At 69.8% G+C, this 15,112-nt stretch carries 15 protein-coding genes; 14 read left to right on the top strand and 1 reads right to left on the bottom strand.

Annotation, left to right across the window (positions count from 1 at the left end; genetic code table 11):
- The first annotated feature begins 6 nt into the window (after positions 1-6).
- From AB0M48_RS09255 to AB0M48_RS09235, 5 genes are all read left to right on the top strand, one after another.
- Positions 7-771 carry an alpha/beta hydrolase gene (locus AB0M48_RS09255; protein WP_363837716.1) on the top strand — a complete coding sequence of 255 codons (765 nt, stop codon included), beginning with the start codon at positions 7-9 and terminating at the stop codon, positions 769-771.
- Entirely contained in the window at positions 768-2,015 is a 1,248-nt protein-coding gene (gene mshA, locus AB0M48_RS09250) for a D-inositol-3-phosphate glycosyltransferase (protein ID WP_363837712.1), read from the top strand. Before AB0M48_RS09255 ends, mshA begins: the two co-directional genes overlap by 4 nt.
- Positions 2,012-2,491 carry a YbjN domain-containing protein gene (locus tag AB0M48_RS09245; RefSeq protein WP_030477947.1) on the top strand — a complete coding sequence of 160 codons (480 nt, stop codon included), beginning with the start codon at positions 2,012-2,014 and terminating at the stop codon, positions 2,489-2,491. The genes mshA and AB0M48_RS09245 overlap by 4 nt, the downstream gene beginning before the upstream one ends.
- 60 nt (positions 2,492-2,551) lie before the next feature.
- Positions 2,552-3,400: a DUF4349 domain-containing protein gene (locus tag AB0M48_RS09240; RefSeq protein ID WP_363837707.1), complete on the top strand. Its 849-nt coding sequence runs from the start codon at positions 2,552-2,554 to the stop codon at positions 3,398-3,400.
- A 412-nt stretch (positions 3,401-3,812) separates the two neighbouring features.
- Entirely contained in the window at positions 3,813-5,378 is a 1,566-nt protein-coding gene (locus AB0M48_RS09235; protein WP_363837704.1) for a 4-coumarate--CoA ligase family protein, read from the top strand.
- Positions 5,379-5,787: 409 nt separating this feature from the next.
- Here the strand turns inward: AB0M48_RS09235 and AB0M48_RS09230 are convergent, their stop codons facing one another.
- The gene (locus tag AB0M48_RS09230) at positions 5,788-6,345 is read right to left on the bottom strand and encodes a dihydrofolate reductase family protein (protein ID WP_363837700.1); all 558 of its coding nucleotides are present in this window, start codon (positions 6,343-6,345) and stop codon (positions 5,788-5,790) included.
- Positions 6,346-6,460: 115 nt separating this feature from the next.
- Between AB0M48_RS09230 and AB0M48_RS09225 the strand changes: the two genes are divergently transcribed.
- The 9 genes from AB0M48_RS09225 to proC all read left to right on the top strand — a co-directional run bounded on the left by AB0M48_RS09225 (position 6,461) and on the right by proC (position 15,072).
- Entirely contained in the window at positions 6,461-7,207 is a 747-nt protein-coding gene (locus tag AB0M48_RS09225) for a phosphoglyceromutase (protein ID WP_363837697.1), read from the top strand.
- 303 nt (positions 7,208-7,510) lie between these two features.
- Positions 7,511-8,683, top strand: coding sequence for an ATP-binding protein (locus AB0M48_RS09220; protein ID WP_363837694.1), 1,173 nt, complete (start codon positions 7,511-7,513; stop codon positions 8,681-8,683).
- Positions 8,680-9,360 carry a response regulator transcription factor gene (locus tag AB0M48_RS09215; RefSeq protein ID WP_030477953.1) on the top strand — a complete coding sequence of 227 codons (681 nt, stop codon included), beginning with the start codon at positions 8,680-8,682 and terminating at the stop codon, positions 9,358-9,360. Before AB0M48_RS09220 ends, AB0M48_RS09215 begins: the two co-directional genes overlap by 4 nt.
- Positions 9,361-9,387: 27 nt before the next feature.
- A complete protein-coding gene (locus AB0M48_RS09210; RefSeq protein ID WP_363837689.1) occupies positions 9,388-10,368 on the top strand; it encodes a Ppx/GppA phosphatase family protein in 981 nt (326 codons plus the stop codon).
- The gene (locus AB0M48_RS09205; protein ID WP_363837686.1) at positions 10,368-11,639 is read left to right on the top strand and encodes a hypothetical protein; all 1,272 of its coding nucleotides are present in this window, start codon (positions 10,368-10,370) and stop codon (positions 11,637-11,639) included. The genes AB0M48_RS09210 and AB0M48_RS09205 overlap by 1 nt, the downstream gene beginning before the upstream one ends.
- Complete coding sequence (locus AB0M48_RS09200) at positions 11,636-12,481, top strand: sugar phosphate isomerase/epimerase family protein (RefSeq protein WP_363837681.1); 846 nt, start codon at positions 11,636-11,638, stop codon at positions 12,479-12,481. Before AB0M48_RS09205 ends, AB0M48_RS09200 begins: the two co-directional genes overlap by 4 nt.
- Before the next feature lie 95 nt (positions 12,482-12,576).
- Positions 12,577-13,473, top strand: a complete 897-nt coding sequence (locus AB0M48_RS09195) for a proline dehydrogenase family protein (protein ID WP_363837678.1) — start codon at positions 12,577-12,579, stop codon at positions 13,471-13,473.
- Positions 13,470-14,252: a thioesterase family protein gene (locus AB0M48_RS09190; protein WP_090065995.1), complete on the top strand. Its 783-nt coding sequence runs from the start codon at positions 13,470-13,472 to the stop codon at positions 14,250-14,252. The genes AB0M48_RS09195 and AB0M48_RS09190 overlap by 4 nt, the downstream gene beginning before the upstream one ends.
- A 10-nt stretch (positions 14,253-14,262) precedes the next feature.
- The gene (proC, locus tag AB0M48_RS09185) at positions 14,263-15,072 is read left to right on the top strand and encodes a pyrroline-5-carboxylate reductase (protein WP_363837673.1); all 810 of its coding nucleotides are present in this window, start codon (positions 14,263-14,265) and stop codon (positions 15,070-15,072) included.
- Positions 15,073-15,112 lie beyond the last annotated feature (40 nt).

The raw sequence follows: 15,112 nt of genomic DNA, 5'->3' as shown, positions 1-15,112 counted from the left end.
ACGTGTGTGCAGCTGACACACGTCACGGCGACCGGCGGGGGACGGCTGGCCGTACGTGAATCAGGTCCGGCGGACGCGCCGCCGGTGGTTCTCGTGCACGGCTGGGCGCAGACGGGTGCCGTCTGGGACCTGCCCGACTTCCACACCTACGCCATCGACCTGCGGGGACACGGCGAATCAGACGACTTCGGCGACTACCGCGACTCCTCCCGGTGGGCCGCGGACCTCAGAGCCGTGCTCGACCACACCGGGCCCGCGACCGTCGTCGGGTGGTCCTACGGCGGGCTCGTCATCGCCGACCACCTCCGCTTCCACGGCACCGCCGGCATCACCGCGCTGGTGTTCGTGAGCGCCATCACCGAGATCGGCCGCGGTCGCCCAGGAGGCGAGACCGGGCCGGTGATGCGGAACGCCCTGCCGGGCGCGATCACCGACGACGCCGTGATGGCGACTTTCTGCGCGGCCATGGCACCCGTCCTGCCTGATGAGACGGTCACGAAGCTCACTGCCGCCGCGATCTCGGTCAGTCCTAAGGTGCGTGGCGAGCTGTTCCGCAGGGATGTGGGCAGCGCCGACGCGTTGAAGGCCGTAGACGTGCCGACCCTGGTCGTGCACGGAACTCAAGACGAGGTGGTCGCTCCCGCCGCCGCCGAGTACTCCGCCGCCCTGATCCCCGGAGCCGAGTTGAGCCTGTATCCCGACACCGCGCACGCGCCCTTCCTGGAGCGGCCAGAGCGGTTCGCCGCCGACCTCCTGCGAGTCGCCCGATGAAGCGCGTCGCGGTGCTCTCGGTGCACACCTCGCCGCTCGAACAGCCGGGCACGGGTGACGCGGGCGGGATGAACGTCTACATCGTGCAGACGGCCACGCGGATGGCCCAGCGCGGGGTCGAGGTGGAGATCTTCACCCGTGCCACGTCGTCGGAGCTGCCGCCGGTCGCCGAGCTCGCGCCCGGCGTGCGGGTCCGCCACGTCGCCGCGGGGCCGTTCGAGGGCCTGGGCAAGGAGGAGCTGCCCGGCCAGCTCTGCGCGTTCACGGCGGGTGTCCTGCGCGCCGAGGCACGCCACGAGCCTGGCTACTACGACGCGATCCACTCGCACTACTGGCTGTCCGGGCAGGTCGGCTGGCTCGCCCGCGAACGCTGGGGCGTGCCGTTGGTGCACACCGCGCACACGCTGGCCAAGGTGAAGAACCTCGCGCTGGCCGAGGGCGACGCCCCGGAACCCCGGATGCGGGTGATCGGCGAGGAACAGGTCGTGGGCGAGTCGGACCGGCTCGTCGCGAACACCGACATCGAGGCCAGCGAGCTGATCAAGCTCTACGACGCGGAACCGTCGAAGGTGGCCGTCGTGCCGCCCGGTGTCGACCTCGACCGCTTCACGCCTGGTGACCAGGCACGGGCCCGGCGGTGTTTCGACATCCCGCAGGACGCGGTCGTGCTGGCGTTCGTCGGCCGGATCCAGCCGCTCAAGGCTCCTGACGTGCTGCTCCGGGCCGCCGCCGAGATGCTCGTGCGCGACCCCGGGCTGCGGTCGAGGCTGGTCGTGCTGATCGTCGGCGGGCCCTCGGGCTCCGGCACCGAACGGCCGAAGGCGCTGGAGGAACTGGCCGCGCAGCTGGGGATCACGGACGTGGTGCGCTTCCTGCCGCCGCAGCCGGGACCGACGCTGGCGGAGGTCTACCGGGCCGCGGACCTGGTCGCGGTGCCGAGCCACAACGAGTCGTTCGGGCTGGTGGCGCTGGAGGCCCAGGCGTGCGGGACGCCCGTGGTCGCGGCGGCCGTCGGCGGGTTGCCGGTGGCGGTCAACGACGGAGTGTCCGGGGTGCTCGTGCACGGGCACGAGCCCGGCGAGTGGGCCTCGGCGATCAGCGGGCTGGCGTTGCCGCAGCGGGAGCACCTGGCGAGCAACGCCGTGGGCCATGCGCGACGCTTCTCGTGGGACCGCACGACTGACGCCCTGCTCGCGGGGTATCAAGAGGCGGCAGAAGTGTTCCGCCGGGAGGTTTTCGCTTGAGCGTCGACGCAGTGATCAAGGAGTTCCTGGACGAACGGGAGCTGAAGTACGACCGGCGCGAGCCAGGCAAGTTCTTCGTGACGCTGCCGGGCACCAAGAAGCTGCAGACCAACGTGTGGCTGGTCGAGACGACGCACGCGCTGGTGGTCGAGGCCTTCGTGTGCCGGCGGCCGGACCAGTCGTTCGAGGACGTGTACCGGTTCCTGCTGCGACGCAACGCACGGCTGTACGGCGTGCACTACACGATCGACGCCGAGGGTGACATCTACCTGGTCGGACGGGTCGGCAAGCACGCCGTGACGCCGGACGAGCTGGACCGCGTGCTCGGGCAGGTGCTGGAGGCGGCGGACGGCGACTTCAACCCGTTGCTCGAGATCGGGTTCGCCGACGCGATCCGGCGGGAGTGGGCGTGGCGGGTGTCGCGCGGCGAGTCGCTGGCGAACCTGCAGGCGTTCCAACATCTCGTTTCGGAGTAGCGGGCGACTCGTTTCGGCCTAGGCGGCAACCCCCGGCTGCTCCCGGCCCGTCCGAAGAGCATGCGCAGACCAGGGGTGTGGGTGGGAATCGCGTTGCTGTCCCTAGCAGCGACCGGGTGCGGCAGCGGCTTCAGCGGTGGCACGTCGGCCAAGGACGCCGCTGCTCCACCGCAGGCGGCCCAGGAGAAGGCGCCGCAGCAGGAGAACAACGCCGGGCAGGCCGTGCAGCCGGTGCAGCAGCAGGAACGTCAGTTGGTGCGCACGGCGAACGTCGACCTGCGCAGCGACGACGTGTTGAAGGCGATCGGGCAGGTCAAGGACCGGGCCGCCGCCGTCGGCGGGTTCGCGGGCGAAGAGGAGTCGACCAAGAGCTCCGGGTCCGTGACCGTGCGGGTGCCGTCGGCCGAGCTGGACAAGGTCGTCCGGGATCTCACGAGTGTGGGCGAGGTCACCCGCAGCGAGGTGCGCAGCCAGGACGTCACCGATCAGCTGGTGGACGTCGAGGCGCGGATCGCGACGCAGAAGGCCAGCGTCGAGCGGCTGCGCGTGCTGTTCGAGCGGGCGGGGTCGACCTCCGAGGTCGCGCAGGTCGAGCAGGAGCTGACCAAGCGGCAGGCCGACCTGGAGTCGATGCAGCGGCGCAGCGCGTCGTTGAGGGGCCAGGTCTCCCTGGCGACGCTGACGGTCCGGGTCGCGACGGTTCCGATCGCGGCGCCCGAGCCCGAGGAGGTCGGGTTCCTCGGCGCACTGGCGGGCGGCTGGAACGCGCTGGTCGCGGTCGTCGGCGTGATCTTGATCGGGGTCGGCGCGATGCTGCCGTTCCTGGTGGCGCTGGGAGTGCCCGCCGCGTTGGTGGTCCATCTGCTGCGCAAGCGTCGGCGCATCACCCGGATGAATGAAGCAGGGTGATCAAGTTCTACTGAGAGTGTGCCTTTGAATGATGCGCGGAACGGCTCGGGAGAGAGGGGGAGTCGCATCGAGCCGTCCCGCGTCAAAGGTCCCCGCTGCTGTGGATCCGTGGACGGGGGGAGCCTGCGGATCCCAAGCGGGCCACGCGATTCGACGGGGGGATGACGAATCGCGCTCGGTGCCTCGCGCTCGTCGAACAAGCGTGGGAGCCGACTCGCGGAGGCGGTATCAACTTCTCAGATACGTCCTTGCGATCACAAGTGCTTGTATTACTCCATTCGAGTGTATTTAGACCTGCTAAATAACGCATCTGTAGCGATCGAGGAGTCCTTGACCTGCTCAGTGGGCTGGATCACGATGTGCCCACAGGCTGGGTGTACAGCGCTGTACAGCGAGTAGATGAGGTCGCCGCATGGTCTTTCGCAGTCCGTATCCCGATGTCGAGATCCCCGATGTGTCGTTGCACCAGCTGCTGTTCGGCGACATCGCCGACCGGGCGGACCGGGTCGCGCTGATCGACGGCATGTCCGGTGCGACGATGACCTACGGCCAGCTCGCCGGGGCCGTCGACCGCATGGCCGCCGCACTGGCCGCGCGAGGCATTGGCAAAGGTGATGTGGTCGGCATCCTCAGCCCGAACACGCCCTACTACGCCGTCGTGTTCCACGGCATCCTGCGTGCCGGCGCCACGGCGACCACGATCAACGCGCTCTACACGCCCGACGAGGTCGCGCACCAGCTGCACGACGCCGGCGCGAAGATGCTGTTCACGGTGTCGGTGCTGCTCCCGAACGCCGCTCCGGGCGCCGAGAAGGCGGGCGTGACCGACGTGGTCGTGCTCGACGGTGCCGAGGGTTACCCGTCGCTGCCGGAACTGCTGGCGAACGACCACCCGGTGCCCGAGGTGGAGATCAACCCGGCCGAGGACCTCGCGGTGCTGCCGTACTCGTCCGGCACGACCGCGTTGCCCAAGGGCGTGATGCTCACGCACCGCAACCTGGTCGCGAACCTCGTGCAGTGCGACCCGATCATGGCCGACGTCGGGGAGCACACCCGGATCCTCGCCGTGCTGCCGTTCTTCCACATCTACGGCATGCAGGTGCTGATGAACAGCGGCCTGTACATCGGCGGTGTCGTCGTGACGCTGCCGAGGTTCGAGCTGCCGGAGTTCCTCCGGGTCATCGCGGAGTACAAGACCGACCGCGTCTACATCGCCCCACCGGTCGCCGTCGCCCTGGCCAAGCACCCGATCGTCGACAACTACGACCTCTCCCCGCTCAAGACGCTCTTCTCGGGTGCGGCGCCGCTGGACGAGGACCTGGCCGCCGCCGTGCGCAAGCGCATCGGCTGCCGCGTCGTGCAGGGCTACGGCATGACGGAGATGTCGCCGGTCAGCCACGCCATCCCGGACGGCCGTGACGACATCTCGGTCGGCACCGTCGGCGTGATCATCCCGAACCTGGAGTGCCGCCTGGTCGACCCCGCCTCCGGTGAGGACGTCGGCGTGGGCGAGCGCGGCGAGCTGTGGTGCAAGGGCCCGAACATCATGAAGGGCTACCTGAACAACCCCGAGGCCACCGCCGCCACCATCGACGACGACGGCTGGCTGCACACCGGTGACGTGGCCGTCATCGACGCCGACGGCATCGTCTCGATCGTCGACCGCGTCAAGGAACTGATCAAGTACAAGGGCTACCAGGTCCCGCCGGCCGAGCTCGAAGCCGTGCTGCTCACGCACGAGGAGATCGCCGACGCGGCGGTCATCGGCGTGCGCGACGCGGACGGCGAGGAGGTCCCGAAGGCCTTCGTGGTCCGCCAGGCGGGGTCGTCGATCGAGGCCGACGCCGTGATGGCGTTCGTGGCCTCGCACGTCGCGCCGCACAAGAAGGTGCGCGTGGTCGAGTTCATCGAGGCGATCCCGAAGTCGGCCGCCGGCAAGATCCTGCGCAAGGACCTCAGGGCCCGCGAACAGGCCTGATCCGGGAACCCGCGGACGGATGGTCACCGTCCGCCGGTGACCTCGCGGTTCTGGCACCGCTCACGGACACTCGCGGACCGACGAACGCCCCCAGCGAGATCATCGCTGGGGGCGTTGTCATTGAGTCCACCTGCGCGTATGCGCTGGTTGAGTCATCGCTGAGCAGATCGCCGATCTTCCGGTCGAACGTCGGACGGGGAGCGCTCGTTCCTCCCCGGTGGCCTGCTCGGTGTCAACTTGTCGACATCTCGGGATTTCTTCGACGTGTGTGCGGCCAGACAGCGGAGACCTTGTTCAGGCGCGGTAGCCACGATGCGGAAGTTGAGATCGCGCACGCCGACTACCGCCTTCTCGCTCTCTCTCAGGGAGCGAGAAGCGTACAGCCACGTCCAGCAACCCGCGACGACCGTCAGTGCCGGACCGCCGGCTTGCGCACGCGGAAGCGGAGCATCGTCACCGAACCCGACTGCGTGTTGGCGAACGGTTCCAGGTCGATCCGCCCGAGGTCGGAGGTCGAGTACCGCACGCCGTCGCCGAGCAGCACCGGCAGGACGTAGACCAGGACCTCGTCAACGAGCCCCTGCCGCAGGCACTGGCTGGCCACGTCGGCCCCGAGGATCTCCAGGTTCTTCCCGCCCGCCGCGGCGCGCGCCGTGGCGACGGCCTCGGCGAGGTCGCACGTGAGGAACGTGACGCTGGAGTCCGGCTCGTCCGGCGGCCGGTGCGTCAGGACGAACTGCGGTCCGCCGTCGTAGGTGGTGTCCTCCTGGCGCATCTTCTTGGCGACCTCGTAGGTGCCCCTGCCGACGAGCATGGCGCCGGTGGCCTGCTCGATTTCGGGGAACGGGTTGTCCCTGAAGTGCTCGATCGCCCAGTCCATCTCGTGGCCTGGACCCGCGATGAAGCCGTCCAGCGACATCGACCTGTTCACGACCACCTTGCCGAGATCGGCATTCGACTCACTCATGCCGGTGCAGACTAGGCGTGGACCGCGAACTCATCGGCGCCGGCGAATCCCATGGCGTGGATCACGGTGCCCGGCCGGGGTACGGCAGGCGGGTCGGCATGGCAGGCTAGCTGCCATGTCTGTCGGAACCTTGGTCCTGCTCCGCCACGGCGAGAGCACGTGGAACGCGGAGAACCTCTTCACCGGCTGGGTGGACGTTCCCCTGTCGGAGAAGGGCGAGAAGGAGGCCCGTCGCGGCGGCCAGCTGCTGCGCGAGGCCGGTGTCCTGCCGGAGATCCTGCACACGAGCCTGATGCGCCGCGCGATCATGACCGCGAACCTGGCGCTCGACGCCGCCGACCGGCACTGGATCCCGGTCAAGCGCGACTGGCGCCTCAACGAGCGCCACTACGGCGCGTTGCAGGGCAAGAACAAGAAGCAGACGCTGGAGGAGTTCGGCGAGGAGCAGTTCATGCTCTGGCGCCGCTCGTACGACACGCCGCCGCCGCCCATCGAGCCCGGCAGCGAGTACAGCCAGGACACCGACCCGCGCTACGCGGACCTCGGCCCCGACCTGCCGCTGACCGAGTGCCTGCTCGACGTCGTGAAGCGGATGATCCCGTACTGGGAGTCCTCCATCGTTCCCGACCTGCGCACCGGCAAGACGGTCCTCGTGGCCGCGCACGGCAACTCGCTGCGCGCGCTCGTGAAGCACCTCGACGGCGTCTCGGACGAGGCCATCGCGGGGCTCAACATCCCCACCGGCATCCCGCTGCGCTACGACCTCGACGAGAACCTGAAGCCGCTCAAGCCGGGCGGCGAGTACCTCGACCCGGACGCCGCGAAGGACGCCATCGCAGCAGTAGCGAACCAGGGCCGCTAAAAGCACACGCGGGGACCTTTCGTACTCCATGAGAGTACGAAAGGTCCCCGCGTGCTCTCTGCGTCGCAAGTGCGCGCCGGGCGACCGGGCGACCGGTCGTTGGGTGCTTACATCGCGAGTTCGCGACCGACTCCCCGGCGAACTCGCCGCCGTCTGCGGAGCAGCGGCCAGCCGGCACTGTCACGGTTGGGTGAACGCGGGCTGACCAGGGACGGAACAACCGTCCACTGAGGTGTCGCGGGTATCACGGTTCACGCTTCCGCACTAGGCCAGGACACCTCTGAGCTGCTTACCATTCGCCTCGTGACCACAACGGGTTACCTCGCTGTGTCGATCGGCCTCGGGCTCATCGGCGTAATCGCCGCTTTCCTCATCGGACGGGCAACCGCCCCGCGGCACCCCAGGAAGCCGGAAGGCCTCACGGTCGCCGACCTGATCCAGCAGATCGTGCACGACTCCCACGACGGCATCGTGGTGCTGAACCACTTCGGTGACGTCGTGCTGCACAACCCCCGGGCCGAAGAGCTCGGGATCGTCCGCAACAACCGCGTGGACGACCGGGCGCGCAAGGCGGCCGAGGGCGTCCGCGGCAGCAACGAGGTCGTGTACGTCGACCTCTCGCCGCTGGACGGCTACCGGACGGGCCGGCAGCCCGAGGCCGTGCACGCCGAGGTCCGGTTGCTCGTCGAGGACTTCATCGTCGTCGACGCGACCGACGAGTCCGAGGCCGTGCGGCTGGAGAAGACCCGCCGCGACTTCGTGGCGAACGTCAGCCACGAGCTCAAGACCCCGGTCGGCGCGCTGGCGCTGCTCGCGGAGGCCGTCCTCGACGCCAGCGACGACCAGGACGAGGTCCGCCGGTTCAGCGCGAAGATCATGCAGGAGGCCACCCGCCTCGGCACGCTCGTCACCGAGCTCATCGCGCTGTCCCGGCTGCAGGGCGCGGAGAAGCTGCCGGAGCTCAGCGACACCGAGATCGACGTCGTGATCAACGAGGCGCTGTCGCGGTCCAAGCTCGCCGCCGAGTCGGTCAACATCTCGATCAACGTCGACGAGCCCAGCGGGTTCGTCGTGCCGGGTGACCGGTCGTTGCTGGTCACGGCCTTGACGAACCTCCTGGACAACGCTGTCGCGTACTCGCCGCCCGGCAGTCCGGTCAGCGTGAGCCGCAGGCTCGTCGACGGGCACGTCGAGATCGCGGTGACCGACCGCGGCATCGGCATCGCCGAGGACCAGCAGATCCGCGTCTTCGAGCGGTTCTACCGCGTCGACAAGGCCCGATCGCGCGCGACCGGGGGCACCGGACTCGGGCTCGCGATCGTCAAGCACGTCGCCGCCAACCACGGCGGTGAGGTGAAGCTGTGGAGCCTGCCAGGAACGGGGTCCACCTTCACGCTGCGGATTCCCGCCGCGGCTGCCGAACAGAATCCGACTCCCGTGCCGGTGGGCACGGGTGACCCAGGAGGAGAGCTGTGACCAGGGTGCTCATCGTGGAGGACGAGGAGTCCTTCGCCGATCCGCTCGCCTTCCTGCTGCGCAAGGAAGGGTTCACCGCGGCGCTCGCGGCCACCGGCCAGGAGGCGCTCGAGGAGTTCGACCGCAACGGTGCCGACATCGTGCTGCTGGACCTGATGCTGCCGGGCATGAGCGGCACGGACGTGTGCAAGCAGCTCCGCCAGCGCTCGGCCGTCCCCGTGATCATGGTGACGGCCCGGGACAGCGAGATCGACAAGGTCGTCGGGCTCGAGCTCGGCGCTGACGACTACGTCACCAAGCCGTACTCGGCGCGCGAGCTCATCGCCCGCATCCGCGCGGTGCTGCGCCGCGGCGGCGAGTCCGAGGACCTGCTCCCGCAGATCCTGGAGGCCGGTCCGGTGCGGATGGACGTGGAACGCCACGTCGTCACCGTCGCGGGCCAGGACATCAGCCTGCCGCTCAAGGAGTTCGACCTCCTGGAGTACCTGCTGCGCAACGTCGGCCGCGTCCTCACCAGGGGCCAGCTGATCGACCGCGTGTGGGGAGCGGACTACGTCGGTGACACGAAAACGCTGGACGTGCACGTCAAGCGGCTGCGGTCGAAGATCGAACCGGACCCGTCGGCTCCCCGTCACCTGGTGACGGTCAGGGGTCTGGGTTACAAGTTCGAGTCCTGACGGACACGACCAGGTACCGTTTCCGGCGTGCGCCTGGGCGTTCTCGACGTGGGTTCCAACACCGTCCACCTGCTGGTGGTGGACGCGCATCGTGGTGCCCACCCCATCCCGATGACGTCCGAGAAGACGATCCTTCGTCTCGCCGAGCAGCTCGACGACTCCGGTCAGCTCTCCAAAGCGGGGGCTGACCAGCTCGTTCGTGCCGTTGCCGCCGCCAAGGCGTCGGCCAAGCGGTCCGGCTGCGAGGACCTGATGGCGTTCGCGACCTCGGCGGTGCGCGAGGCGGGCAACTCGGCAGAGGTGCTCGACCGGGTGCGCACCGAGACCGGGGTCGAGCTGAAGGTCCTCTCCGGCGAGGACGAGGCGAAGTTCACCTTCCTCGCGGTCCGCCGCTGGTACGGCTGGTCCGCGGGCAAGTTGCTCAGCCTCGACATCGGTGGCGGCTCCCTGGAGCTCGCCATCGGCCGTGACGAGAACCCGGACCTGGCCTTCTCCGTGCCGCTCGGCGCGGGAAGGCTCACCAGGACCCGGTTCAAGAAGGACCCGCCCCGGCGTTCGGAGGTCCGCGAGACCACCGACTGGCTCGCCGAACAGCTCGCGCCCGTGGCGCGGAAGCTGAAACGCGCGGGTGAACCCGATCGGGTGGTTGCGACCTCAAAAACTTTCCGAACGCTGGCGCGGCTCACCGGGGCCGCGCCATCGTCTGCCGGGCCCAGGGCACGACGCGTGCTCACCGACGCGGGCCTGCGGCAGCTGATCGCGTTCATTTCCCGGATGTCGGCCTCCGACCTCGCTGAGCTGGAAGGCGTGAGCACGTCGCGCGCCCACCAGCTCGTCGCGGGGGCGTTGGTCGCGGAGGCAACAATGCGAGCCCTGTCACTCACGCAGCTGGAGATTTGCCCCTGGGCACTCCGGGAGGGTGTCATCCTCCGACGGCTGGACCACACTGACGGGACGGACCAGAGCGATACTGGACGGACTGGCCAGACCGGGGCACGGTGGAGTTGATGAGTCGAGAGAGCGGATCGGACCAGACGCAGCGCACTGTCGCTGAGCTGCTCGCCCAGTACGGGGGCAGCGCAGAGAGTGCGCCACGTCGGCGACGCCGCCGCGCTGACGACGAGGAAGACGTCCAGCAGCCGGAGACCGCGCCCCAGTCGATCATCGAGCGGGTCCTGTCCGACAGCGGCCGGCTGATGGCGATCCGCGACGACGACGTACCGCAGCCCGGTCGTCGCGCCGCCCCGGAACCGCAGGCCGCCCCGCCGCCGCCCCCGGCCGCCGAGCGCACGGCGTACCAGCCGAAACCGCCGCCTCCGAAGGCGCCGCAGCCGTCGCAGCAGATGCCGGTGCCGCCCGCCGGGCCGCCGCAGGTCCGCAGACCTGCCCCGCCGATGCCCGCCCCGCCTCCCGCCAAGCCGGCCGCGCCCGTGCCGCCGCCTCCCGCGGCCGCCGAGCAGACCCGGCAGGTGCCGCAGGTCCGCGACCAGCCGTCGAGCTCGGGCATGCCGCGCCCGGACGTGCCCGGCCGCCTGGAGGCGCGCCTCGACCAGTCGACGCCGTCGCGCACGAACATCACCCGGCCGCCGAAGCCGGCGCCGCCGTCGGTGCCGATGCCGGTTCCCGGCCCACCGCGCGAGGCGATGACGGAGCAGCTCCCGCGCATCCCGGCGAAGGCACCGGTGGACAAGATCGCCGCGCTCGAGACCGAGTCCGTGCTGATCGTGCCGCCCGCACCGCCGAAGCTGCCGGAACCGCTGCCGGGCAACGAGCCCGACGCCTGGTTCGGTGATGACGACGTGGCGGCCGCCAAGACCGACCTGTCGATGGCGCCGATGGAGTCGACCGCGGCGCACCCCGGCCCGTACGTGGACGACGACTCGCAGGAGTACGCCGCCTACCGCCCCGAGGACGACGACTACCTCCCGGACGACGACGAAGCCGACGAGGACGAGGGCCCGGCCGGCCTCGACGACGCCGGCGAGGCAGAGGAAGAGCCGGACGCCGGACCGCGCTCGGCGGGCAGGGAATGGCTGATCATGATCGGCCAGCTCGCCGTCGGCGTGCTCGGCGGCGCGGGCCTGTGGCTCGCGTTCAACTACCTGTGGCGCTCGCTACCCGCCGCCGCACTCGTGGTGGCGCTTTTCGTTACCGTGGGCCTGGTGTTGCTGGTTCGAAAGATCCGCCGAGCGGACGATCTGCAGACCACCGTCCTGGCCGTGCTCGTCGGCCTCATCGTGACCGTCTCACCAGCGGCGATGCTGCTGGTGAAGAGTTGACCCCGCGCATCCCGGTCGGGCTTTCCACGGCGTCGGTCTACCCGCAGCCCGCCGGAGCGGCGTTCGAGATCGCGTCCGAACTGGGGTACGACGGCGTCGAGCTGATGGTGTGGGCCGACCCGGTGTCGCAGGACATCCGGGCGGTCGACCGGCTGTCGGCCAGGACGGGCATGCCGGTGCTGGCCGTGCACGCGCCCTGCCTGCTGATCTCGCAGCGGGTGTGGTCGCCGGACCCGTCGGAACGCTTGCGCCGGGCCGTCCAGGCGGCTGGGGACCTGGGCGCGCCGACCGTGGTGATGCACCCGCCGTTCCGGTGGCAGCGCAAGTACGCGGACGGGTTCGCCGAGCTGGTCTCGTCGCTGGAGGACTCGAGCGGGATCGCCATCGCGGTCGAGAACATGTTCCCGGTGCGCCGGCCCCTCGGGCGCGGGCGCTCGGTGGAGATGAACGCCTTCAAGCCGTCCGTCGACCCGACCGACGTCGGGCACCGGAACTACACGCTGGACCTGTCGCACTCGGCTGCCGCGCACATGGACGCGCTGGAGCTGGCGAAGCGGATGGGGGACGGGCTTCGGCACATCCACCTGGCCGACGGGTCCGGGGCGCCCAAGGACGAGCACATGGTGCCCGGCCGCGGGACTCAGCCCTGTGCCGAGCTGTGCGAGCTGCTGGCCCGGGGCGGGTTCGACGGACAGGTCGTGCTGGAGGTCAACACCCGGCGGGCCGGGTCTCCGGCTGCCCGGCGCGAGATGCTGGCGGAGTCCCTGCTGTTCGCGCGGTTGCACCTGGACTGGGCTGCCGAGGGCGGCGCGGGGAAGGCCCGGCCGGGGACGTCCCGCTGAGGCTCGCGGACCGGCGGGTTCCGGCACAGGTCGAGGCGAGTTCCGGCAAGGGTCGTTCGGTACTGTCGTGGCTCGTCCGGGTTAGGGTTCCCGGTGTGAACCCGCTGCGAGCGTTGATCATGGCCGCGTCTCGCAACGAGACGGTCCGCCATCTCGTCGCCAACGCGCCCATCAGCCGCGATGTCGTGAAGCGGTTCGTCGCCGGCGAGACCACCGCCGATGCCGTCGAGGTCGTGCGCGGTCTCGGGCTGCCGGTGACGCTGGACTACCTCGGCGAGGACACGAAGGACGAGGCCCAGGCCGAGAAGACCGTTCAGGCGTACCTGGAGCTGCTCGACGCGCTGCACGCGGCGGGGCTGGCCGGGAACGCGGAAGTGAGCGTCAAGCTGTCCGCAGTTGGACAGTCGCTCGACGAAGCGCTCGCCCTGACGAATGCCTCCCGCATCTGTGCCGCCGCCGAGCAGTGCGGGACGACGGTCACGCTCGACATGGAGGACCACACCACCACCGACTCGACGCTGCGCGTCCTGCACGAACTGCGCCGCAGCTGGCCGTGGGTGGGGGCGGTGCTGCAGAGCTACCTGTACCGGACGCTGGACGACTGCAAGCAGCTCTCCGGGCCCGGGAGCAGGGTCAGGCTGGTCAAGGGGGCCTACGCGGAGCCTCCCGAGGTTGCGATTCAGGATCCGTCCGAGGTTGATCTGAACTACGTGCGGTGCCTGAACGTTCTCCTCGCTGGAGAGGGCTACCCGATGTTCGCCACGCACGACCCCAGGTTGATCGAGATCATTGGCGAACGAGCCCGCTGGTATGACAAAACTGACTTCGAGTACCAGATGCTGTACGGCATCAGGACCGAGGAGCAGCGGCGTCTCGGCACTCGTGTTTATGTTCCCTACGGTGAGCAGTGGTACGGATATCTCATGCGGCGACTTGCAGAACGGCCTGCCAACGTGACCTTTTTCCTGCGGTCGCTGGCCAGCCGCTCATGACCTTCTCGAAGTCCAGCGCGGTGCGGTCGCTCGGTGACGGAACCTTCACCGCGTCACTGCCCGCCGAGTGGACCGTGGGCCCCAAGCCCCACGGCGGTTTTCTTCTGGCTGTGATGACCCGTGCGGCCGCTCAGGTCGCCGACGGTGATCCGTTGGCCGTGTCCGCGCAGTTCCTCCGCGCACCGGAGGTCGGGCCCGTGCTGGTCCGCACCGACGTGCGCAAGGCGGGGCGGACGGCGACGGTCATCGCGGTGACGCTCGAGCAGCGCGGGCAGGTGTGCGTCGAGGCCTCGGTGACCACCGGGCGGATACCCGAGCACCGGGCCGACTACGTGAACCTGCCCTCGATGCCCGCCGCACCGCCGCCGGGGTCGGTGGAGATGGCGACGTTCCCGACCGGCGGGGTCTACCGGGTGGGCGCCCTGTGCGACCTCCGGGTGGACCGCGAGTCGGCGACGTTCCTCGACCGGCGCACGGACGGGCCGCTCACGCTGAAGCTCTGGGCGCGGCCGACCGACGAGCAGCCCGACCCGTACTTCGCGTTGCTCGCGGGCGACCTGTCGATGCCCGTGACGTTCAACCTCGGGCGTTTCGGCTGGTCGCCGACGGTGCAGCTGACGGCGTTGCTGCGGGCCCGGCCCGCTCCGGGCTGGCTGCGCATCCACGTCACCTGCCAGGCGGTGCACGGCCAGTGGTTCGACGAGGACGCCACGGTGATCGACTCGGCCGGCCGATTGGTGTGCCAGGCACGGCAGCTTGCGTTGACGCCCGCTGTGTGAGACTTGACCGATGACGAAGATCGCGGTGCTCGGCGCGGGCAAGATCGGTGAGGCGCTGCTGTCCGGGCTCCTGCAGGGTGGTCGCGCGGCCTCGGATCTGCTGTTCACGGAGAAGCACGAGTCACGGGCTCGTGCGCTGACCGAGCAGTACGGGTTCGAGGCCGTCACGGTCTCCGGTGCGGCGGCGCAGGCCGACGTGCTGGTCGTGGCGGTCAAGCCGCAGGACATCGAGCCGTTGCTGGTCGAACTCGGGCCGGTGCTGCGGCCCGGCACGTTGATCGTGTCGTTGTGCGCGGGCCTCCCGACGGCCCTGTACGAGCGCAGGCTGCCCGAGGGCACCCCGGTGGTGCGGGTCATGCCGAACACGCCGATGGTCGTCGGTGAGGCCATGAGCGCCGTCTCCGGCGGCTCCAACGCCACGCCCGAGCACCTCGAGATCGTCGAGGAGCTGCTGTCGACCGTGGGCAAGGTCGCGGTGGTGCCGGAGTCGCAGCAGGACGCGGTGACGGCGCTGTCGGGCTCCGGTCCCGCGTACTTCTTCTACCTCGTCGAGGCGATGATCGACGCGGGCATCCTGCTCGGCATCCCGCGCGACCTGGCCTCGCAGCTGATCATCCAGTCGGCCGTGGGCGCCGCGACGATGCTGGCCGAGGGCTCCTCGCACCCGGTGATCCTGCGGGAGGCGGTCACGTCCCCCGCCGGCACCACGATCATGGCCATCCGCGAGCTGGAGAAGCACGGCGTCCGCGCGGCCATGCTCGCGGCCATCGAAAGCGCCCGTGACCGGTCCGCCGAGCTGGGCCGTCAGCACGAGGACTGAGTGCACGCGGGGAGCTTTCGTACTTCCGTGGAGTACGCGG

Source organism: Lentzea sp. NPDC051208, from assembly GCF_040682435.1.
Classification (GTDB): domain Bacteria; phylum Actinomycetota; class Actinomycetes; order Mycobacteriales; family Pseudonocardiaceae; genus Lentzea; species Lentzea kristufekii.
This window is presented reverse-complemented; position numbering and strand designations above follow the sequence as displayed.